Below are 23518 nucleotides of genomic sequence, written 5' to 3' on the forward strand. Positions count from 1 at the left end.
AATAATTCAAGTGAATTTGTTTGAAAGAAGAACTTTAAAAGCTTTATTTTCACCCGATAAAATACCCATAAAACAAGAGGAAGCTCAAATGAGCTTCCTCTTGTGAAAAATTGTGGGACAGCAATGAACTGCATATTCATCATAAATTGGATTTAAAAATAGAACGAGAGGAAATCTGACGAGCACAGCTCAGAAAAGAGCGAAAAACTTCGCTCTTTTTTCATGTTTCAGTAGTAAAAGCAGAATAAAAGGACTTAAGCTCCGTATTCCACATAATCCCATAAATTCAGGCGGGCTTTAATTTCCTTGCGGATTTGCGGCAACATCGGTAATAAAGTGCCATCAATCCATAAGCTGAGGGCTTGGGCTGAGAGCGGTTGCTGTGCATCATCCACCAGTTGTGCACCTTTGACCATCACCAAGGTTTCCTGTTCAGCCGCAGTTTCTACACCCTTAAACAACACCTGCAATTCAAAACCGGTGTCCTGAATCAGCCATTCCAGTTCCAGCTGAATATTCTCATTCGATTGCAACACTACCTGACCTTCAAGCTGCTCCGAGTCGGACAGGCAATCATGTTCGACCCGCACTTTGGCCAGAAACCACTCTTGCTGGCACAATTCATTCAGGGTTTTAGTCGGGCTGAGAATATCACTTAATTTAAATTGACGGCTTAAATCAAAAAATTGCATGAGGAGAGATCTAAAAAAGAAGAAAAATAAAGCGTGAATTTTAAAGTAATGTAGCAGAAGAGTAAAACCTTCTGGCGATAAATACGAAGTGAGAGATCACACAATCTCTCTGGGTATCGGGTTTGCTGCAAACCCATAGAGCAACTCGTATTCAATTATCTTGGTCAATGTATATTTACTGTAATGTGGATGTCATTACATCATCCACTCGATTGGGACATGGGTCATTAAATTCATCACAAAACGCTGGAAACTGGTGGTTTCCGGATCAACCTTGTGCTGAATCACTGAACCATCTTTTTGATAATCCAGCCAGATAATATGTCCTTTCTCATCCAACCTTAGTTCATAGGCAATTTGCGGCAGGTACTGATTCAATGAATCTGAAATTTCATCTTGAAGCTCATCAGATTCCAAGACCAGCCCAACTTCAGTATTTAAAAAGGCCGAGCGCGGATCAAAATTAAAAGAGCCAATAAACACCTTGCCATCAATATCAAAGAATTTGGCATGCAGGCTGGAAGCACTGCGGCCTTTGGCCGGAATCACGTTACCGGTAATAATTTCATACCAGGTGCGTTCTTCGCGCTGAATATAACGCTTGAATTCATACAGTCGAATACCACTGGCCAACAGCTGCGGCCGGTATTGCTGATAGAAGGCATGCACAATCGGTACATCATTGGCCATATACGAGTTGGTCAAAACCCGGATATCAATGCCGTTTTCTGCCAGACGGCTCATATAATCCGTACCACGTTGGGTTGGAATAAAATAGGCAGACACCAGTTCCAGATGCTGATTGGGTGTGCCCATAATCTGGATCATCTGATGGTAAATCATCTCTTCATCTTTGGCTTTGCCCTGGATTTTTTCTGGCGGGTCGGCCACAAAATGCGCTTTGGCCCAATGATAGGAACGCTGTTTTAAATACTGCGCCACCTGTTGCTCGGCAAAACTGATCCGGCGTTGCACCTCCTGTTCATCCAGCTGCTGGCTGGCATATTTTTCCCGCAGCAAGGTCAAGCTATTACGATGGTATTTATTGCTGTTCTGGTCCATCAGCTGGACCAGATTAAAACTCAGTTCATGGTTCCAGAAAGTACGGAAATTATCGTTGGCTTTTTTGACCGCATTACCGGCAAAGAGAATATCTACATCGGTAAACTGAAAGTCATCACTGGCATCAAAATATTCCCGGCTGATATTGCGGCCACCGGTCACGGCAATCGCGCCATCGGCAATAATCAGTTTGTTGTGCATGCGGTGATTCACTGCCTGCATCCGGAAGGCATAATCCAGTGCCCGAAAATGACGGAATTTATAAGGATTAAACAGGCGAATTTTAAAGTTCGGATGATGGCTGAGTGCCAGCAAGGTATCGTCCAGTTGGGGGCCATTCTGGTCATCAATCAGTAACCGGACCTGTACCCCGCGGTCGGCGGCTTTGAGTAATTCGGCCAGCACTAAATGACCAATTTCGTCATCGGTCCAGATGTAATATTGCAGGTCTAAATGATGTTTGGCGTTATGAATTAAATGTAAACGTGAAGCAATACTGATAAATCCGTCATACAGCGGTAAATAGGCGGTTTGTCCGCGTTGTAGTTGTGCCTGTGCCTCTGGTCGCGGCATCCAGTGTTCAAAATCTGGTTCAATTGGCGCATCCTGCGCAGCATAGTTCTGTTCAAGCGAATTACAACCGGTACATGCCAGAATCAGACAGCACAACCAGATCATGTTGTAATATTTTAATGGCATCATTTTTATGAAGTAGATTTTTACTGATTCATATAGATTATCATGATGTTATAGGTTGAATCTGTTGATAAAAAGCGGTTACTGTAAGACATCTGTTAAAGACGTATCAAAAGGATGATCAATTTCATGAAATCAAGAGCTGCGGTCGCATTTGGTCCGGGTCAACCCCTTGAAATTGTAGAAATAGACGTGGCTCCGCCAAAAGCTGGAGAAGTCTTGGTTAAAATTAGTCATACCGGTGTATGTCATACGGATGCCTTTACCTTGTCAGGTGATGATCCTGAAGGGGTGTTTCCAGCCGTGTTGGGTCATGAAGGCGCGGGTGTGGTGGTGGAAGTCGGTGAAGGTGTGACCAGCCTTAAACCGGGTGATCATGTGATTCCACTGTATACCGCGGAATGTGGTGAATGTCTGTTCTGTCAATCGGGTAAAACCAACCTGTGCGTGGCGGTGCGTGCTACCCAGGGTAAAGGTTTGATGCCAGATGGCACCACCCGTTTTTCATATAATGGTCAGCCCATTTATCATTACATGGGCTGCTCAACTTTCAGTGAATATACTGTGGTGGCCGAAGTGTCACTGGCCAAAATTAACCCCGAAGCCAACCATGAACAGGTGTGCTTGTTGGGCTGTGGCGTAACCACCGGTATTGGTGCGGTGCATAATACTGCCAAAGTACAGGAAGGTGACAGTGTAGCCGTGTTTGGTTTAGGCGGGATTGGTCTGGCCGTGGTGCAAGGTGCGCGTCAGGCCAAAGCCGGCCGTATTATCGCAATTGATACCAACCCGGAAAAATTTGAACTGGCCAAACAGTTTGGTGCGACTGACTGCATTAACCCGAATGATTATGAGCGCCCAATTCAGGAAGTGATTGTTGAAATGACCGGTTGGGGTGTTGATCATTCCTTTGAATGTATCGGCAATGTCAACGTCATGCGTTCCGCGCTAGAATGTGCCCATCGTGGCTGGGGCCAATCGGTGATTATTGGTGTGGCTGGTGCCGGTAAAGAAATCTCGACCCGCCCATTCCAATTGGTGACGGGCCGTAAATGGATGGGCACTGCATTTGGTGGCGTTAAAGGCCGTTCACAATTACCAGGCATGGTCGAGCAGGCCATGAAAGGTGATATTCAGCTGGAGCCTTTTGTTACCCATACCATGCCGTTAGAACAGATTAATGAAGCATTTGACTTAATGCATGAAGGTAAATCAATTCGTAGTGTAATTCATTTCGAGTCGTAATGACCTTATCTAAAAAACACCGGGCTTAGACCCGGTGTTTTTTTTTGTATCTGCACTCACAGAAACCATCACAACTGATATCTTTTTTCTATCAAAACTGCCCAGTCTCGCTACAAAGTAGAACTAGGCTGCATGCTTAAAGTCAGGAATATGCACAGAAAATTGTATATTTTTAAGCCATTTTAATTACAAAAAGAATATACAAAAACTGGGTATTTTTATTTACCGTGGGTTAAAAATAATTTTTATAGCTCTTATAATACATATTTGTATAGAAGTGTGATCTTATTGGCACTATAACTCGGAAAATGCGATATGAGTCATATTAATCTGCTTGAGGTATTAAAAGACAAGTCCAAACAGGTCACGCCTAAACTTGAGAAATCTCCTTTTCAGAAAGACTTTATTCGCGCCATTGAAATGATGCCACAACTGATTTGGGTTAGTTCAGCCGGACATCATCTATATAATTCTAATTTTAAACAGTATCTTGCTTCAGATGAGCAAAGCCTGACTGCTCAAAGCTGGCTGAATGCCATTCATCCGGAAGATGCCGAGCATCTGCGTTTTTTATGGGAAAGTGCGCAAAAAAGTGGTCAGAGTTTTGAAAAAGAATGCCGGATTCGGGATCGCCAGCAGCGCTATCACTGGTTTTTGTTAATTGCCCGGAATTCGCAGCAGCTCGAGGGCTGTGACCAGTGGATGATCAGTTGTACCAATATTCATGACAGTGCGGTGAAATACCGGGAAACCAAAGATACCTTACGTGCCCACACCCATATGCTGGATGTCAGTGTTGACTGTATCAAGATTGTCAAACCGGATGGCTCGCTATCGCATATGAACCGTTCAGGTTGCCAGGCCTTGCTAGGCAAAGAGCGGGAAAAGAATTTTGGCATGAAATGGCTTGATCTATTACCACCCGAAGCTCGTGAAAAAGGTCAGCAAGCCATTCGTGAGGCCATTAAAGGCAAAAATTCCCGTTTCCCGGGTATGAGTATTAACCAAGATGAAGTGAAATACTGGGACAATATGCTGACCCCAGTGCTAAACGAACACGGCGAAACCACCAGTATTTTATGTGTATCGCGTGATGTGACCTTGCAAAAAATTGCCGAAGATAAATTAAGACTCAGCAGTGAAGTCGATGATCTGACCAAGCTGATTAACCGCCGAACTTTCCGGAAAAAAACCAAACAGGCAATTCAGGTCGCCAAAGAAACCCGCACATTGGTCGGGGTCATGCTGATTGACCTGGATCATTTTAAAAATATTAACGATACCCTGGGCCATCAGGCCGGCGATCATTTATTAAAAGTATTGTCCAAACGCTTTCAAAAATATATTTCAGAACAGGTCAGTATTGCGCGCCTGGGTGGTGATGAGTTTGCCGTGGTGGTGCATTCGGTTGAAAATGAACAGCAGCTGATTGAACTGGCCAAGAAGTTTGCCAAACTGCTGGATGCACCCATTACCTATAGCGGCCGGGTCATTAACTGCGGCATGAGCATTGGCTGTTCGATGTATCCCAAAGATGCCAGAGAAATTCCCGAACTAATGAAATGTGCCGATACCGCGCTGAATGACCTGAAAGCCGGTGGCCGAGGTGGCATCCGCATGTTTGATCATTCTATGCTGGCGGCGGTCCAGAGCAAGGCAGAGCAGTTGCAGACTGCACGCATGATTATTCGTGAACAGCGGATTGTACCGTTTTATCAGCCGAAAGTGTGTATTGAAACCGGTGAGCTGATTGGCTTTGAGGCTTTATTACGCTGGCAGGATGCACAGCAGCGTTACCGTTATCCGAAAGAGCTGCTAGAAGCCTTTAGCGATTATGAGCTGACTACAAAAATCAGTGAATTGATGCAGCAGGCGATTTTTAGTGATTTACAAAGCTGGATCAAACAGGGTCTACAGACGGTGCCGGTGTCAATTAATGCTTCGCCGGTGGAATTGACGCGCGATAACTACGCAGAAGTGCTGTTAAAACGGATGCAGCATTATCAGATTCCGGCGCAATTAATTGAAATTGAAATTACTGAGCAATCGCTGGCCGAGCGTGGCTCTGAATGTGTGATTCGTACCATCCATAAACTGAAACAGGCCGGTATTCGCATTTCGCTGGATGATTTTGGCACCGGACATTCCTCCTTAACCCATTTACGTGATTATCCGGTAGATAGCCTGAAAATTGACTGTGATTTCGTCAACCGCATCAATAGTGATAAATCAATTCAGGCCATTGTCGAAGCGATTATCAAGTTAGGGCCGGTTTTGTCCTTGGATATTATTGCCGAAGGCATTGAAACCAAGGAGCAGTTTGAAACCCTGAAACAGTTTGGCTGCCATTTTGGTCAGGGCTATTTATTTAGCAATGCTGTCAATCAGCTTGAAGCCAAGCAGATGTTAAAAGCCGCTTCATAATCTTCAAATTTCTACGATATAAAAATATAAAAACGGGCACATGGCCCGTTTTTATTTGCGAGGGAACAGAGGTTTAAGCAGTGAGTGCAGTATCGCTATGTTGTAATACCTGTGCCATGGCATGTGCCACTGCATCAACATTGTTCTGGTTGAGTCCTGCCACACACATCCGGCCACTACGCACCAGATAGATACCAAACTCCTGCTTGAGCTGATCGACTTGGGCTGCACTCAAGCCAGTATAGCTGAACATGCCGCGCTGCCGGGTCAGATAGTCAAAAGATTGCCCCGGTAAGGCAAGTTCGAGCTGCTGTTTTAAACGCTCACGCATCTGTTGAATGCGCTCACGCATTTCGGTCAGTTCGTCCTGCCAGCTTTGGTACAGCGCCGGCGTGTGCAACACATGCTGAATCAGCATCGCGCCGGTAGTCGGCGGGCTGGAATAAATCCGGCGTACAGTGGCTTTCAGCTGGCCTAACACACTTTGGGCGGTGGTGGCATCATTACAGACCGCACTTAAGCTGCCAACCCGTTCGCCATATAAAGAGAAAATTTTGGAAAATGAATGGCTGACCAGAAAATTCAGGCCGGCCCTGTCCATCGCCCGGATAGCATAAGCATCTGCGTGAAAATCTTCGGCGAAGCCCTGATAGGCCATATCCAAGAGCGGAATTAGCTGCTTCTGCGCCAGTAGCTCAATCAGCTGATCCCACTGCGCTGGCAATAAGTCGGCACCGGTCGGGTTATGACAGCAGGGATGTAGCAGAACAATACTTTGCGCCGGCAGCTGTTGCAGGCAATCCAGCATGGCAGCAAAGTTCACCTGACCGCTATGCGGATCAAAATACGGATATTCATGACAGCGAATGCCGGCGCCCTGGAAAATCGCAATATGGTTATCCCAAGTCGGGCGGCTGACCCATAATTCAGAGGCCGGGAAATAGCGTTTTAAGAAATCTGCCGCCACTTTTAGCGCGCCCGAACCACCCAGCGTTTGTAAGGTCACTACACGACCGGCCTGACAAACCGGACTATCTTCGCCAAAAATTAGTGCTTGGACGGCGCTGTTATAAGCCGGCATACCTTGCATTGGCAGGTACAGTTTGACCTTCTGCTGCTCGGCATTTAGGTCCTGATAAGCCTGCTGGATGGCACGCAACTGCGGAACCTGCTGGGCCTCGTTATAATACAGCCCGATACTGAGATTAACTTTATGCGGACGCGGATCATGCTGGAATTCTTCCATCAGGGACAGAATCGGATCGCCGGCATAGGTATCGACATGTTGAAACATACAATCTTCCTGAATTAATAGCTTTTGGCTTTGATGAGCGCAGGATCGCGCGCCAGTTTTTTCTGTTTAAGGTAATAGGCCAGTGATAACAGGCCAATCCATACCGGCAGCAGACCGACTGCAATACGCATCGATGGGGTCTGGCTCATAATCACCAAGATACCGAGCATAAAGGCAATACACAGGTAATTGGTAAACGGATAGGCAATACTTGGGAACAGGGTTTGCTGTTGCTGCGCCAGCATCTGACGTTTAAATTTCAGATGGGTATAGGAAATCACCACCCAGTTAATCACAATGGCTGCCACCACCAGCATCATCAACAGGCTGAATGCCGTTTCGGGGAACAGGTAATTCAGCAGCACACAGAGCAGGGTGAAAAAGGCCGAAACCATCACCGCATTCACAGGAATGCCGCGTGAATTGATTTTGCTTAAAAACTTCGGCGCATTGCCTTGTTCCGCCAGGCCTAAAAGCATACGGCTGGTACAGTAGTTGGTGCTGTTATAGACCGACACCGCCGCAGTCAAGATCACGAAATTCAGCACGGTAGCAACGCCTTGACTGCCTAAAGAATCAAACATCATCACAAACGGGCTGCCGCCTTGTGCCATCTGGTTCCATGGATATAAGGCCAGAATAATCAGCAGGGTTAAAATGTAGAATAATAAAACCCGGTATACGATCTGATTGACCGCTTTCGGTAAGGTCTTTTTCGGGTTGTCAGTTTCTGCTGCGGCAATACCGACCAGCTCAATACCGCCAAAGGCAAACATGATCATGGCCATTGCCATCACCAGGCCCATCACACCATTGGGGAAAAAGCCGCCAAGTTCCCATAAATTGCTTAAATGCGCCTGCGGACCGCCGTTACCGGACGCCAGCAGATAGCTACCAAACGCAATCATGGCCACAATCGCCAGCACTTTAATAATCGCCAGCCAGAATTCCATTTCGCCAAACAGTTTGACATGCAGCAGGTTAATCACATTAATAAAAATAAAGAAGCCCAGTGCTGAGACCCAGGTCGGAATCTCCGGCCACCAGTAATGGATATACAGGCCAATGGCACTCAGTTCGGCCATACACACCAGCACATTAAGTACCCAGTAATTCCAGCCCGACATAAAGCCGGCAAACTTGCCCCAGTATTTATAGGCAAAATGACTAAAAGAACCGCTGACCGGTTCTTCGACAATCATTTCACCCAGTTGACGCATCATTAAAAATGCAATCAGGCCGGCAATGGCATAACCCAGAATGACCGACGGGCCAGCCAGTTTAATGGTCTGGGAGATGCCGAGGAATAATCCGGTGCCAATTGAGCCACCGAGGGCAATGAGCTGAATATGCCGGTTGCTCAAACCCTTATGTAGTTTGCCATCATGTTGTTGCATCTTTTATCATCCATGTAAAATCGACATCACTGTGTTGTTATTGTTTTGGCGCAGGTGATGTGATTGCTGAAATTTAAACATGCGTCGCCCCTGACACATACCAAATCGCATGTGCAAGAGCGGCGTTGTCGGGATTTAGAACACCTGAAAATCAGGCAGAGACGTCAAGCACGCCACGTTTAATCTGGTCACGCTCAATCGATTCGAACAGGGCTTTGAAGTTTCCTTCGCCAAAGCCATCATCTGCTTTACGTTGAATAAATTCGAAGAACACCGGGCCAATCATATTTTCCGAGAAAATCTGTAGCAGCAGGCGTTTTTCACCATCTTTGGTATTGCCATCCAGCAAAATGCCACGCTGTTGCAGCTCTGCAGTCGGTTCGCCATGTTCCGGTAAACGTTCTGCCAGCATTTCATAATAGGTTGCCGGCGGTGGAGTCATAAACTTGGCGCCTAAGGCCTTGAGCTTGTCCCAGGTCGCTAGCAGGTCATCGGTTGAGAAGGCAATATGCTGAATGCCTTCGCCGTTAAATTCCGACAGGAACTCGGCAATTTGTCCGTTACCTTTGTCCGAGTCTTCATTCAGTGGAATACGGATTTTGCCATCTGGTGCAGTCAGCGCTTTTGAGGTCAGGCCGGTGTATTCACCTTTAATATCAAAGTAGCGGATTTCCTGAAAATTAAAGATTTTTTCATAGAAATTGGCCCAGTACTGCATCCGGCCTTTGTAGACATTATGGGTTAAATGGTCAATTTCTTTTAAACCGGTACCCACCGGGCGCGGATCAACGCCTTCAAAGAACTCGAAATCCTGCTGATAGATATCGCAGTCGACCAGAAAGATCGGTGAGCCACCAATGCCTTTAATCGCCGGAATATTCAGTTCCATAGGACCAATCACGTTTTTGATTGGTTCGGCACCGAGTTCGAGCGCTTTCTGATAGGCACGGGTTGCATTTTTGGTCTTAAAGCCCATGGCACAGGCCGATGGACCATGTTCATTAAAGAAATACGATGCATAGGATTCTGGCTGATAGTTCAGAATGATATTGATGTCGCCCTGACGCCATAAGTAGACATTTTTGGATTTGTGCTTAGCCACTTGGGTAAAACCGAGCGTTTGAAAAACTGAATCCAGAGCGCCATTTTCAGAGACAAATTCAATAAATTCAAATCCGCATAGCTCTAAAGGGTTAGCTAAGTTGTGCATGTTCCATCCTCATGTATGGTGAGCAATCCAATTGCTTCACTTGTTGTTTTTGCAGGAATTTCCTGAAATCAGGGAGTTCCAGATGAAAATATCTTAGCAAGAGTTAATCTTTGTTCAATACGTAATATGATTACGCATTTCGTAACTTATAACTCAAATCAGGCTTAATGATAAATTAAAGTAATGATATTTATAAAATATTGTTTTGTGTTTTATTGGTGAATAGGAAGAAATATAATTGTAACTTTTTGTAAAAAATGGTGGGTGGGCTATGATTTTTAATGAATTAGTTAATGATTTTAAAAGGTTTTTAATGGTGGTGTTTTGACTGTAAATATCCAATAGAAGGTAATTTTAATGCGGATAATTTTTTATCCAAAAGTAATTTGAGTCTTTCGACGTGATTTAACCCGGAAGATAGGAGATCAATTGGAGGAAAGCTGTGTTTTGCTAATTGTGAAAGGAAATCCGGAAGAATGCTAAAAAACATCCAGAAAACTATTGTCAAAGCTGGAAATAGCGCGTATTTTATTTTTCAGACACATACTTTTTTGAAGAAATAAAGATGTTAAAGCAACCTGTAATCTCAAACGCATACTATTACTTCTGGCAGTTTAGATAATTGCCTGAACGCGTTCGGGCAAAATAAGGTTGCCCACCAGTTGATACCTGATCGGCAACCCTGATCAGGTTTTTTATATCTTGAATTTAATCAATCTTTTGGAGATTCTCATGCGTACATTTAACTATTCATACTTTAGCAACTTTTATTGGTTTTACTTTAGTCAAGCTATGACCAACCTGACCTGTATTAGACCCATATCGCTCAAATAAAAGTTCGGACTGTCAAACCACAGTCCAAAGGAAGAATCAATGAACGCTTTAAATACTGCATTACAACAATCCTCAGCCAAAGAAACAATTTTAAGCTTACCTTATCAGCTCAAGGCGCAATTGCCGCTTTCTGGCGCGTTGGCACAGCAAATTGCCGAGCAGCGTCAAACCATTCAGAATATTCTTAACGGTACCGATTCACGTTTGCTGGTGATTACCGGCCCATGCTCCATCCATGATCCTGCGGCAGCACTGGAATACGCAAAAAAATTACAACAACTGCAAAGCCAGGTGGCAGACCAGATTTTCCTGGTAATGCGCGCCTATATCGAAAAACCGCGCACCACGGTTGGCTGGAAAGGCTTCTTATACGATCCAGAATTAAACGGTTCATCCAATATGCAATTGGGACTGGAAAAGTCACGTGAACTGTACTTACAAATTATTGAAATGGGGCTGCCTATTGCCTCGGAAATTCTAAGCCCGATGGCAACGGCCTACTTTGACGATTTACTGGCCTGGGGTGCGATTGGCGCGCGTACCAGTGAATCTCAGATTCACCGTGAAATTTCTAGCCACATGCCGTACAGCATTGGCTTCAAAAATGGTACCGATGGTTCGGTACAAATTGCTTTAGACGCAATTCAATCGGCTTCACATCCGCATCAGTTCTTAGGCATGAGCCAGCAAGGTTTACCGTGTATTTTAGAATCACAGGGCAACCCGAAAGCACATCTGATTTTACGTGGCGCCAATGCTGGCCCGAACTACCAGCTGGCTGAAATTGAAAAAATCAAAGCCAAAGTCAAAGGCGAGATGCCAGCGCTGGTGATTGATTGCAGTCATGGCAACAGCAGTAAAAATCCGTTATTACAACCAGAGGTGTTAAAAACCATTGTGGCAGAGCGTGCACAGACTCAGGTTCGCGGTGTCATGCTGGAAAGTCATCTGGTCGATGGACAACAGAAAATCTCGGATCAGATGACCTATGGCCAGTCCGTGACCGATGGCTGTTTAGGCTGGAACAAGACTGAACAGTTATTGTTTCAGGTCGCACAAGAACTGGTCTTACGACCGTTAAAACGTAGTGCTTAAACTGCAATTGTATTGAATGAATAGCCCCTGAACCTCAGGGGCTTATTTTTTATCAGCACCTTAAAATTAAAATAGAAAAGTTTGATGAAATTGGCAGATTATCTTGAATTTTTTGAATAAGTTGAAATTTTTATTGATTGTGAAATCAGGATGATTGATGCAATATCGACAACATGCTCAGCGCTGCCAATCGGTTGAATACCGGCGCGTTGGGGCCAAAAATGATGACAGAACAGATAGTGAATAATTGATGATGTACAGTGCAGAATTACTCGAAGATGCGCGTAAGTTTATGTTTCATATGCTCAGCAAAGTGGTTGAGTTTGGGGGATCAGATTTATTTATTACCGCGGATTTTCCACCGAGCATTAAACATCAGGGCATGATGAAAGCGCTGGGACAACAGGCGTTGACTGCAGAAAAAACCAAGCTGTTTGCCTACAGCCTCATGAATGAAAAACAGCGTAGCGAGTTTGAAACTGATCTGGAATGCAACTTTGCCATTAGTGTGCCGGAGGTATCGCGTTTTCGGGTCAATGTGTTTCAACAGCAGCTGCATGTCGGGATGGTAATTCGAACCATTAGCGCGGAAATTCCAAACTTTAGTCAGCTGAAACTGCCGGAATCACTGAAGCATATTATTATGGAAAAGCGTGGTCTGGTGCTGGTGGTGGGGGGAACCGGTTCAGGTAAATCGACCTCTTTGGCGGCGATGATTGATCATCGTAATGAAAATTCAGCCGGGCATATTATTACCGTGGAAGACCCGGTGGAATATGTGCACAAGCATAAAAAGTCGATGATTACCCATCGCGAAGTCGGGGTCGACAGCCATTCCTGGCACAATGCGCTGAAAAATACCTTACGTCAGGCACCGGATGTAATTTTAATTGGCGAGATCCGCGACACCGAAACCATGGAACACGCAATTGCCTTTGCCGAAACCGGGCATTTATGTTTGGGCACTTTACATGCCAATAACGCCAACCAGACGCTGGACCGGATTATCAACTTTTTCCCGGAAGAACGCCGTAACCAGCTGCTGATGGATCTGTCGTCCAATATGAAGGCCATTATTTCCCAGCGTCTGGTGCGTACCGAAGATGGCAAAGGGCGCCGTGCGGCAGTCGAGATTATGCTGAATACGCCGCTGATTTCTGAACTGATTTTAAAAGGCCAGTTCCATGAGTTAAAGTCGATTATGGGCAAATCGCGTGAACTGGGCATGCAGACGTTTGATCAGGCTCTATTTGATTTGTATAACGAAGGCGCGATTTCCTATGAAGAAGCAATTCGTAATGCCGATTCGATGAATGAATTGCGCTTACAGATTAAATTGAAAAGTAACCGGCCAAGCGAAGCTTCGGCAGCTATGAGCTTTAGCATGCTGGAAGAGCCAAAACCGGAAGATGAAGATACGGAATCTGCTCCTCAACAGAGTGCTTAAGCTGCAATTTATCTAGCATCACTTAAAAAATAAAACGCCCAATTTGGGCGTTTTTTATTTAGGCCGTGGCTGGGTGATTAACCACAAACTTATAAAAGACCAGACTCGACAACACCACTCCAGCACAGACCAGATAGGTGATGCTATAGCCTTGCCAGCTAATCAGTAAGCCGACCAGCAGCGAACCGAGGGCAATCCCAATATCGTAGCAGGTGAAGAAAGTTGAGGTGGCATGGCCAATCCGCGATTTAGGCGCACGCTGAATCGCCAAGGTTTGTAAACATGGTTGCAAGGTGCCGAATCCCATCCCAATAAAGATCGCAGAGACCATAAAACTGACCACACCCTGCATCTGGCTGAGCAATGCCAGACCTGCGGCAAACATTAAGATTGAAGAATAAATCACATAGCGCGGACCATAACGGTCATAAATTTTCCCGGTAATTGGGCGCAGGCTCATCATGGAAATGGCGAACACAATAAAGAACATACTGGCATAACTGAGCAGGTCTTTTTCTTCGGCATAGGTAGAAATAAAAGACATGATACTGGCATAGGAAAAGGCCACCAGCATCGCCATCACTGAAACCGTTAAGGCTTTTTTTTCCATAAAGTCATGCAGCGACAGCTTACGGCGAACAGTTTCAGCAGTCGCATTTTTTTCTGGCTCACGTAGCGGAATCATAAAACAGAAGGCAAAGCCCAGGCTGATAATCACCGCCAATACAGTCGCGATAATGCTATAGGACCAGGTCTGGATTAAGGAAATACCCAGCAAAGGTCCGAGGACAATCCCTAAATTCACCGACATGACAAAATAGCCCATGCCTTCGCCTTTACGTTGCTCCGGAATAAAGTCATTGGCAATTGGCACAGTAACGGTGGTTAAAATACTGAACCAGATACCATGAATAAAACGGATGATCAGCAGCAGGGTCAGGTTGTCAGCAAAAATATAGGCAAAAGACAGCAGGCAGAACATGCTTTCGGACAGGAACAAGGTCTTTTTACGGCCCAGCTTTTCAATAATCAACCCGCTAAATGGCCGAACCAGAATAGAAGATACCATAAACAGGGTCATGGCCAGACCGGCCTGTGCCAGTGAACCGTTCAGCTCATTCAGGATATAAATTGGCAAAATGGTGGTCTGGGCAAAATAGAAAATAAACAGAAACAGGTTATTGGAAAAACACAGAAGAAAAGGTTTGTTCCATAAAGGCTGTGACGCGGTGTTTGACATATTAAACCTTTGTGCTGGGATCAATAGGGCGTTTGTTGTTGTGCTGATCTGCCGCTATTGATATATGGGAGAGACAAGGCCTATCTTAAATTATTTTATGGTAAAAATATAGTATTGCTATAATTAATGTAAATTTTAATTTTATTTAATAAATTTAATTAATAAAATTATCTTATTGTGATAATTATATTTATTTAATAGGGTTTTGAGCTAAAAAAATCAGCCCGTAGGCTGATCTTCTTGTAAGATTATTTTTTATAAGCCGGCTTCATATTCGCTGCTTGAAAGCAGTTTTTCGACATCGGCCAGGTTGTCTGGCTTGATTTTATAAATCCAGCCTTTGCCATACGGCTCATCATTCACAAAATCCGGGTCATCTTCCAGCGCAGGGTTAATTTCAACCACTGTGCCGGATACTGGTGCATGAATGTCAGATGCAGTTTTCACAGATTCCACCACGCCGGCCTGTTCCCCCGCGGTTACTTGCTGGCCCACTTCAGGTGCTTCGACATAGACCAGATCGCCCAGTGCATCTTGAGCATGATCAGAAATACCTGTAACAACAAGATCACCTTCAATGCGTACCCATTCGTGTGTAGGTGCATATTTCAGTTCTGAAGGGTGATTCATGATGACTCCTTAACTATTTAAATCATTTTTGGCATGTTTATACATGCTTTTGCAGAAAAACAAAAGTTTTATAAATACGGATCTTTACGCCAGTTGCTTGGACTGCGGCCACTCCAGCGCTTAAAGGCGCGGCTAAAATTGGCGACATCGCTATAACCCAGTTCATCGGCAATCTGTTCCAGGGTGTAATCGGTACGTGACAGCAGTGAGGTGGCATGCCGGTAACGGACTTCATCAACCAGGGTAGAAAAAGAGGTGCCTTCGGCTGCCAGCTGGCGTTTCAGGGTGCGATCTGACATATGCAGCTGGTCGGCGACATGCTCGATACTTAAATAATGCTGTTCGGAATTGGTCAGAATATCGCGCACGCGCATCGACAGGCGGCGCCGTTCACCCAAGGCAGAAAGTTCGGCTTCGCACTGGTTAATGGCAATCTGGCTGGCAATAGGATCGGCATGAATCATTTTCAGCCCCAAATACTGCTTGTCAAAACTCAAGATCAGATAGGGCTGGTCAAAACGGAAACTGTGATTCGGGAATTTGGCTGCATATTTTTCAAAGCCCAGCGGTTCCGGGAAATCAAAATCGACTTCACCAGAAAGATGCTCCATGCCGGTAATGGCTTTGGCCATGGTGATCATGCCAATAATCAGTGCAATCGCAATTTCGGTTCTGAGCGGTTCCAGATCAATTTCACCTTGCAGCTGCAGGGTGGCTTTTTCACCAAAGGTAGAGAAAAACAGCTGTAAAAAGGGCATCCGCAGCTGAATAAAGCGGTTGGCCAGCATTAAAGCATCACTAATATCATTGGCAGTCATAATCGCATAGCCGATAAAGCCATGAATCGAGATGCGCATTTGCGTGCCTAAATGATAGCCCAGCGTCGATTCACCGGTGAGATACAGTGCATGTTTGACCATGTCATTGGCCATGCTGGTCGGAATCCGAAAGTCAGGATCGGCCAGTTGTTCAGTGGTCAGATGGAAGGGAGCAAAAAAGGTTTCAGCGTTATATCCCCAACGGGAAACAACATCCAGAATAAGTAAGCCATAAACACCAGGAACACCCTGATCCTGACGCGGTAAAAGTGTTTTCATGCACGGTCCATTGCACTAATGAGTATTATTTTTTAAATTTGCTTGCCTATATTGGCATGAAAAAACCGGAAAACTAGAAAAATTGTTTGACAAAATGACTGCTTAGGCCACCTGTGCATCCCGCCGGAACACCACAATTTTGGTGGTCGAAATCAGTAAAACTTCACCATGCTGGTTTAAGGCCTGTGTCACATAACTGACCAGACCACGGTCCAGCTTGGTTTTTGATGGACTGATGGCGGTAATTTCAACATCAACATGAATCAGGTCACCCGGACGGGTCGGACGCGGCCAGCGCAGACTGGATTCTGAACCAATCAGGCCATGTGCCACCGGAAAACATTCGGTCCATAAACGCATGGTTACCGCGGCAGTATGCCAGCCACTTGCGGCAATACCTTGAAATACCGGATGCTGCGCGGCTTGCTGCACATCGGTATGGAAAATTTGTGGGTCATACAGGTGGGCAAACTGCTGAATTTCTTCTAAAGTCATTTCGTAGTCACGACTGACAAAGTGATCACCCACCTTCAAATCTTCCAGATACAACATATCAGGTTCCTTGTTTTTGCTTTAATTGTTGTTGCTCAATCAGAAAGCCACCAGTTTGGCGTTGCCACAGCTGAGCGTAAATTCCGTTCAGTGCCACCAGTTCATCATGCGTGCCTTGTTCGGCAATCTGACCCTGATCCAGCACAATCAGGCGATCCATCTGCGCAATGGTCGATAAACGGTGAGCAATCGCAATAACGGTTTTACCTTGCATCAGTTCATCCAGACTGGACTGAATTGCGGCTTCAACTTCAGAATCCAGCGCACTGGTGGCTTCATCCAGAATTAAAATGGGCGCATCTTTTAAGAATACCCGGGCAATCGCAATCCGCTGACGTTGTCCGCCCGACAGTTTCACGCCGCGTTCACCCACATAGGCTTCATAACCGCGTTTGCCACGTAAATCGGTCAGCTGCGGAATAAATTCTTCAGCCTTGGCTTTGGCCACTGCAGCATACATCTCTTCATCGCTGGCATCAGGGCGGCCATATTTAATATTTTCAGCCACGGTACGATGCAGCAGTGAAGTATCCTGTGTTACCAGCGCGATATTTTTACGCAGGCTGTCTTGGGTGACATCGACAATATCCTGACCATCAATCAGAATCCGGCCCTGATTAATCTGATAAAAATGCAGTAACAGCTGGATGAGGGTCGATTTCCCGGCACCGGAACGTCCGACAATCCCGATTTTTTCACCCGGGCGGATGGTCAGGTTAAACTGCTCAATTACGTTTTTGTCGTTATAGGCAAAGCTGACATTTTCAAATTTGATTTCGCCCTGTGCGACATTCAAGGTTTTGGCATCCGGTTTATCTTCAATTGTGATCGGGCGGCCGAGGGTTTTCATCCCGTCTTGAATAGTACCGACATTTTCAAACAGCGCCGAGGTTTGCCACATCATAAATTCAGCAATGCTGTTCAGCTTGAGAATCATGGCGGTGGTGGCGGCAATAATGCCGAGTTCTGCCTGGCCATTCATCCATAACCACAGCGCCGTACCCAGCACACCGACATACAGCACAACCGTCAGCAGGTTAATGCTGATTTCATACTGTGCTCCCAAACGCATCTGCTTATAGACCGTGACCATAAATTCCTGCATGGATTCTTTGGCATACTGGCTTTCGCGGCCGGCATGGGCAAACAGTTTCACGGTCTGGATGTTGGTATAGGCATCGGTCACGCGGCCGGTCATGACGGCGCGGGCATCAGCCTGGCTATTGGAGATTCTGCTTAAACGTGGAATAAAATAACTGGCTGCGGCAATAAACAGGCCCAGCCATACCAGCAACGGGATAATCAGCATAGGTGAAATGGCGCCTAACACCACGCTGATGGTAATAAAGTAAATCACCACATAGGCCAGCATATCGCCCAGAATAATCCAGAATTCTCGTACCGCCAGCGCTGTTTGCATGACTTTGGCCGATAGCCGCCCGGCAAAATCATTATGGAAAAAATCCAGACTTTGACGCAGCAGTAAGTTGTGAAAACGCCAGCGCAGGCGCATCGGGAAATTACTATATAAAATCTGATGTTTGATAATGGATTGCAAACTAGCAAAGAAAATATTGGCCAGCAGGATAAAAGTCAGAATAGTCAGATTGGTTTGATGTTCGGCCAGAAAGGTATCTGGCTGACTTTGACTGAGCCAGTTCACCAGCTCGCCAATTTTGGCATAGAGCAGGGCTTCAAAACTTGCCGCACCTGCGGTACACAGCACCAATAGCAATAAGTACGGACGAACACCGCGCGCGGCCTGCCAGACAAAAGGAAAAAAACGGGTAGGTAGTGGTTTATTTAAACCTTTGGTGGGGTATGGATTAACCAGGCTCTCGAACCACTTAAACATACACAATGTCCTTTTGAGCAAGCAGATTGATGATCATCATTGGTATCGGCCATGCGGCTTGTACAGACGAAGAGCATGTTCTATTCAATGCGCTACTGATCACGATTACCGCTTGCGAGATAAACAACAGATTTATTGCCAAGAATACCCAGTTTAAAAGAAAAGTAAAACTTTTCAGGGCGGTGCTGCTTTAAAATCAGGCAGATAAATAAGGCTTTGCAGTTGAAAGAAACCTCATATTTTTTGCGAGCTTCGATCAGAAAATATCTGCCTGAAACTTACAGAATTTCAATCTCGACTACATCAATATCGGTTGGTTTATAACGGTGTGTATCCACTTCACCGACCACCCGGACTTTTTTACCCGGATTCAGCAATTGCGCCGGTGTCGCCAGATCATGATCAATTTCGACATGGATGATGCCGGTCTCATCCTGAAGCTGGTACATTTCATCTTTAATATGTTTATGAATAGTGCCATACACCGTAACTGGTGTTTCATCTGCGGCTTTCAGTGCCTGCGCAGTGGTCATAATATTTTTTGCTGCTTGCGCAATAATTTTCTGGTCATCATCCGCAAAGGCAGGAGCTGAAAGTGCAAGCAGAACACTGGCGAAGATTAACGGCATTTTAATTTTCATGCAGGATGTACCTCTTTCTTTTATAAGCTTAATTTCAGTATACGTAAAAACAGCGTGCTGTAATGCTGTGTCATTGTAAACATCAGCGGGCAGTGTTTAGGTAAGAAAGAACAGGGAAATGAGTCTGATACATTCGAAAGGGAAGATGAAAAAGAAAACCCACCAAGCGGTGGGTTCTCATGTGTTTAGTTTCAGTCTAAAAACTTAAGATGCTTTAAACGACTCTTTAAAATCGGTTCCAGATGGCGCCTGATACACTTGTAAACCAAACTCCGGAATAATTGCCAGTAAATGATCCATAATATCTGACTGGATATTTTCATACTCTTTCCACACTGTGGTATTGGTAAAGGCATAAATCTCCAGTGGTAAGCCTTCGCTGGTCGGTTGTAGCTGACGCACCATCAGGGACTGGTTTTTGCTAATGCCCGGATGCTGCTGAAGATAAAACTCGACATAAGCACGGAACGTTCCCAGATTGGTCAGACGACGATGGTTGTACTGGGCATGGTTGTTCAGTTGTTGGTTAAATTTCTCCAGTTCTTCCGCTTTGGTATTTAAATACTGATCCAGCAAAATAAACTCTTTCAGCTTGGCCTGTTCTTCAGCGCTCATGAAATGCACGCTGCTCTGATCAATATGAATCGAGCGTTTAATTCGGCGTGCACCGGCTTCCTGCATACCGCGCCAGTTTTTAAAGGTGTCGGTAATTAATTTATTGGTCGGAATGGTGGTAATGGTCTTGTCAAAGTTCTGTACTGTGACGGTATGTAATGACATATCAATGACATCACCATCGGCATTTAAAGATGGCATTTCAATCCAGTCCCCTAAACGCACCATGTCATAAGAGGCAATCTGTACCGAAGCCACCAGCGATAAAATCGTATTCTGGAACACCAGCATCAGCACCGCAGCCATGGCACCAAAACCGGCCAGCAAGGTGAATACATCTTTTTTCAGGAAAGTGCCCAGAATCATCAGACCACAGACAATAAAGATAATCAGCTTGACCAGCTGCAAATAGCCCTTAATCGGTTTATTGCGTGACTTAGGATTACGCTGGTAAATCAGATTAAAGATATTCAGCAATTCGCCAATGGCCAGGGCAATGGTCAGGAAGATAAAGGCCTGCGCGCCCATCTGCACAAAGGTGATGGCTTTATCGGACAAATGCGGAACGGTGGTAATCCCGTTCATGATTACAATCGCCGGCACAATATTGGCAATACGGCGGATAACGCTGTGTTCGGCAATAATTTCGTTGTGGGCAAAAGGAAGTTTGGAAATAAGCTTGCGAATGCCGCGTACCACCACTTGCTTGGCAATAAAATTGGCAATAATCGCCAATAAAATCACAATACTGAGAGATGACAGCATTTCTAGCCATGGGTATTGATCTATCCAGTCTTGCAGATTCTGGATGACGTCAAACTGTTCCAAGTGATCCTCGCTTAATTCATTTTAAAAATGTGATAGAGTTTAAAGGTTTATATTTAAATTTATAACCTCTAATAAAATTTTTATACATATCCTGTGCATCTGCTTACGTTCAATCGTGTCTGAATCACATGAAACGGCCCATAAAAAACCGGCCTAAGCCGGTTTTCTTGGAAATGCTTACCACATCAGGTCATCAGGAATCACATAAGCCGCATACGGATCTTCTTCATCGGTGGTATCCGCGTTGCTTTGTGAATTATTCACCAGAATAAAGCCTTCCATTTTCTGGTTAATACGCTCCGCCAACGCTTTTGGCAAGAAGGCATAAGCTTCATTTTCCTTGGCAATCACCAGACTTCCGGCCACCAGTGCATTATAAATCTGCTGGTTGATGTAGACTTTTTTAATGGTGCCATCAATAAACTGATACACGCTGTCGCCATCGGTGTCGCGGATTTTATGCTGGTTGATCATTTGCATGATGGCAGCTTTCAGCTCTTTTTCCTGCAAGGCGGCTTTTTTCTCTTGTTCCAGCGCCTGATCACGGGCCATTTTCTGCTGTTTGTCCTGCTCGATTTTGGCTTTTACTTCAGCATCTTTACTCACACCTGTGCGCTGCTCATGTACCGCCTGTTTAGACAGTTTTTTAGCCTTTTTATTATCGACTAACCCTGCTTTGAGTAACTGTGCCTGTAATGCATTTTTGACCATGAGAAAATGTCCGAACTATTTCTGAAAATGTCGATAACGAAAATAAATCACCCAGTACACCAGACTTAAGCTAAAGCTTAAAGCCACCGGCACCAGGAAAGAGTTTAATTGTAATAAAGGATAAACCGCTGTCGCAACCAGACCGCCAATAAAGAAGCCAATTAAAATCAGCAGGTGCAGAATCACCCGGCGTTTGCCAACATGCAGGCCACGCACGCGATAGCCCAAAGCCAGACCCAAATCGGTCAATACCCCGGATAAATGCGTGGTCCGGATGATGGTGCCTTTGTAATAGCTGATCATGGCATTTTGAACGCCCATCGCGACACAGGCCCAGAGCAATGCATAACGCGGGAAGTACGGCAGTAAAATCCAGCACAGCAGAATAAAAATAGCCACTAAACTCAGCGGCAGCCCATAACGGCGTCCGAGGAGAAAGTGGCTATTTCCCAAGATAAGTCCACTATAAAATGAACCAATCACATAACAGACAACGACCAGAAACAGATAAATTACCTGTGACCATTGCCAGTCTAAAAGTGCCATTGCCAGCATGCTGACATTACCGGTCATGTGGGAAACAGACTGGTGCAACACAGTCACCAGTCCTAGAACATTAATGATTCCTGCATTCACAGAAAGAAAAAATGCACCCAGCTGAACCCAGAGCGGTAATTTTTGAAATGGCATAATTCATTGATTAATCAACAGACGTCGTGCATATATTAACGCAAACTACGATCAACTGCGGCAGTAAATAATACATCGGTAGATGAGTTCAGTGCAGTTTCCGTCGAATCCTGCAACACGCTAATCACCATACCAATGGCCACCACCTGCATAGCGATGTCCGATGAAATTCCGAACAGGCCACATGCTACCGGAATCAGCAGCAATGAACCGCCGGCCACACCTGATGAACCACAAGCCGAAACTGTTGCGACCACGGATAAAATCAGCATGGTGCTAAAGTCAACCTGAATGCCTAAAGTATTCACCGCCGCCAGTGACAGCACAGTAATGGTTACAGAAGCACCAGCCATGTTAATCGCAGCACCCAATGGAATGGCAACACTGGCAGTCGATTCCTGTACCCCTAAACGCTTGGCCAAATCTAGATTCACCGGAATGTTAGCGGCAGAGCTACGGGTAAAGAAGGCGGTAATGCCACTTTCACGTAAACATTTGAATACCAGTGGATATGGATTTGAACGGGTGACAAAGCCCACCATCATCGGGTTAATCACCAGCGCCACGAAAATCATGGTGCCAATCAGCACAGTTAATAATTGCGCATAGCTAACCAGTGTACTCATACCCGATTCGGCAAAAGTCACCGCCACCAGACCGAAAATACCAAACGGCGCAAAGTTAATCACCAGACGGATCACTTTATTCACAGCATCTGCAGCATCGGTCAGGAAGGCTTTGGTATTGTCAGTTGCATGACGGAAGGCCACACCTAGAGCCACGGCCCAGGCCAGAATACCAATAAAGTTGGCTTCACTAATTGCTGTTACCGGGTTAGCCACAAAACTTAATAGCAGATTCTTTAAAATCTCAGCCAGACTGCCCGGTGGTTGCATGTCGGTATTGGCCGGAATATCCAGGAACAGCGTGCTTGGGAACAGGCTGCTGGCAATTACTGCAGCCAGCGCAGCCAGGAACATACCTGCGGCATACATCAGCATAATCGGGCGGATATGCGCACTATGGCCAACCTTGAAATTGGCAATAGAGGATAACACCAGAACAAACACCAGAATCGGTGCCACGGATTTAAGCGCTTTAATGAATAAATCGCCGAGCAGGCTTAAGTAGGGCGCAAATTGTGGAAAAGCCACCGCAACTATCACACCTAAAATGATAGCGATCAGAATTCGAGTGACTAAGCTCAAGCGCAGAAATGCTGAGAACATAGGAAGGCCTTGTCTGAATTACGGACAATATAGG

Annotated in this window: 19 protein-coding genes; 4 read left to right on the top strand and 15 right to left on the bottom strand. The window is 45.4% G+C overall.

Going from position 1 to position 23518, the window contains the following annotated elements; genetic code table 11:
- Positions 1–254: 254 nt before the first annotated feature.
- Both FTU50_RS03880 and FTU50_RS03885 read right to left on the bottom strand, forming a co-directional pair.
- Positions 255–692, bottom strand: a complete 438-nt coding sequence (locus FTU50_RS03880) for a hypothetical protein (protein WP_180054412.1) — start codon at positions 690–692, stop codon at positions 255–257.
- 195 nt (positions 693–887) lie between these two features.
- Positions 888–2456: a phospholipase D family protein gene (locus FTU50_RS03885; RefSeq protein ID WP_180054413.1), complete on the bottom strand. Its 1569-nt coding sequence runs from the start codon at positions 2454–2456 to the stop codon at positions 888–890.
- Between the two features lie 123 nt (positions 2457–2579).
- On the opposite strand from FTU50_RS03885, the gene FTU50_RS03890 reads away from it, so the two are divergent.
- Positions 2580–3695, top strand: a complete 1116-nt coding sequence (locus FTU50_RS03890; RefSeq protein ID WP_016658079.1) for an S-(hydroxymethyl)glutathione dehydrogenase/class III alcohol dehydrogenase — start codon at positions 2580–2582, stop codon at positions 3693–3695.
- 315 nt (positions 3696–4010) lie between these two features.
- Complete coding sequence (locus FTU50_RS03895; protein WP_180054415.1) at positions 4011–6119, top strand: EAL domain-containing protein; 2109 nt, start codon at positions 4011–4013, stop codon at positions 6117–6119.
- 73 nt (positions 6120–6192) lie between these two features.
- Here FTU50_RS03895 and FTU50_RS03900 read toward each other — a convergent pair whose 3' ends face one another.
- The 3 genes from FTU50_RS03900 to hppD form a co-directional block, all read right to left on the bottom strand.
- Positions 6193–7413 carry an amino acid aminotransferase gene (locus FTU50_RS03900; protein ID WP_180054417.1) on the bottom strand — a complete coding sequence of 407 codons (1221 nt, stop codon included), beginning with the start codon at positions 7411–7413 and terminating at the stop codon, positions 6193–6195.
- A gap of 14 nt (positions 7414–7427) precedes the next feature.
- Positions 7428–8810 (bottom strand): amino acid permease, encoded by a 1383-nt coding sequence (locus FTU50_RS03905; protein WP_005178192.1) that lies wholly within the window; start codon positions 8808–8810, stop codon positions 7428–7430.
- 151 nt (positions 8811–8961) lie between these two features.
- Positions 8962–10020, bottom strand: a complete 1059-nt coding sequence (gene hppD, locus FTU50_RS03910; RefSeq protein ID WP_016658083.1) for a 4-hydroxyphenylpyruvate dioxygenase — start codon at positions 10018–10020, stop codon at positions 8962–8964.
- A gap of 873 nt (positions 10021–10893) precedes the next feature.
- Between hppD and FTU50_RS03915 the strand changes: the two genes are divergently transcribed.
- On the top strand, positions 10894–11949 hold the full coding sequence (locus tag FTU50_RS03915; protein ID WP_168399217.1) for a 3-deoxy-7-phosphoheptulonate synthase: 1056 nt from the start codon (positions 10894–10896) through the stop codon (positions 11947–11949).
- A gap of 253 nt (positions 11950–12202) precedes the next feature.
- Positions 12203–13396 (top strand): PilT/PilU family type 4a pilus ATPase, encoded by a 1194-nt coding sequence (locus FTU50_RS03920; RefSeq protein WP_045794791.1) that lies wholly within the window; start codon positions 12203–12205, stop codon positions 13394–13396.
- Positions 13397–13454: 58 nt separating this feature from the next.
- On the opposite strand, the gene FTU50_RS03925 is transcribed toward FTU50_RS03920, so the two are convergent.
- From FTU50_RS03925 to sstT, 10 genes are all read right to left on the bottom strand, one after another.
- Positions 13455–14636: an MFS transporter gene (locus FTU50_RS03925; RefSeq protein WP_180045741.1), complete on the bottom strand. Its 1182-nt coding sequence runs from the start codon at positions 14634–14636 to the stop codon at positions 13455–13457.
- A gap of 255 nt (positions 14637–14891) precedes the next feature.
- Positions 14892–15266, bottom strand: coding sequence for a glycine cleavage system protein GcvH (gcvH, locus tag FTU50_RS03930; protein WP_180069510.1), 375 nt, complete (start codon positions 15264–15266; stop codon positions 14892–14894).
- A gap of 68 nt (positions 15267–15334) precedes the next feature.
- The gene (locus tag FTU50_RS03935; RefSeq protein ID WP_005178175.1) at positions 15335–16363 is read right to left on the bottom strand and encodes an AraC family transcriptional regulator; all 1029 of its coding nucleotides are present in this window, start codon (positions 16361–16363) and stop codon (positions 15335–15337) included.
- A 102-nt stretch (positions 16364–16465) separates the two neighbouring features.
- Positions 16466–16915, bottom strand: a complete 450-nt coding sequence (locus FTU50_RS03940) for a MaoC family dehydratase (protein WP_016658087.1) — start codon at positions 16913–16915, stop codon at positions 16466–16468.
- A gap of 1 nt (position 16916) precedes the next feature.
- The gene (locus FTU50_RS03945; RefSeq protein WP_005178171.1) at positions 16917–18770 is read right to left on the bottom strand and encodes an ABC transporter ATP-binding protein; all 1854 of its coding nucleotides are present in this window, start codon (positions 18768–18770) and stop codon (positions 16917–16919) included.
- A gap of 278 nt (positions 18771–19048) precedes the next feature.
- A complete protein-coding gene (locus FTU50_RS03950; RefSeq protein ID WP_180069513.1) occupies positions 19049–19411 on the bottom strand; it encodes a NirD/YgiW/YdeI family stress tolerance protein in 363 nt (120 codons plus the stop codon).
- A gap of 204 nt (positions 19412–19615) precedes the next feature.
- The gene (locus FTU50_RS03955) at positions 19616–20854 is read right to left on the bottom strand and encodes a mechanosensitive ion channel family protein (RefSeq protein WP_016658089.1); all 1239 of its coding nucleotides are present in this window, start codon (positions 20852–20854) and stop codon (positions 19616–19618) included.
- Positions 20855–21031: 177 nt separating this feature from the next.
- Positions 21032–21565 carry a DUF2058 domain-containing protein gene (locus FTU50_RS03960; protein WP_016658090.1) on the bottom strand — a complete coding sequence of 178 codons (534 nt, stop codon included), beginning with the start codon at positions 21563–21565 and terminating at the stop codon, positions 21032–21034.
- A 15-nt stretch (positions 21566–21580) separates the two neighbouring features.
- On the bottom strand, positions 21581–22255 hold the full coding sequence (locus FTU50_RS03965; RefSeq protein ID WP_005178167.1) for a YoaK family protein: 675 nt from the start codon (positions 22253–22255) through the stop codon (positions 21581–21583).
- 35 nt (positions 22256–22290) lie between these two features.
- A complete protein-coding gene (sstT, locus tag FTU50_RS03970) occupies positions 22291–23484 on the bottom strand; it encodes a serine/threonine transporter SstT (protein ID WP_104470169.1) in 1194 nt (397 codons plus the stop codon).
- Positions 23485–23518: the final 34 nt, after the last annotated feature.

This window comes from Acinetobacter sp. YH12112 (genome assembly GCF_013418945.1).
In the GTDB taxonomy this organism is placed as follows: Bacteria; Pseudomonadota; Gammaproteobacteria; order Pseudomonadales; family Moraxellaceae; genus Acinetobacter; species Acinetobacter indicus.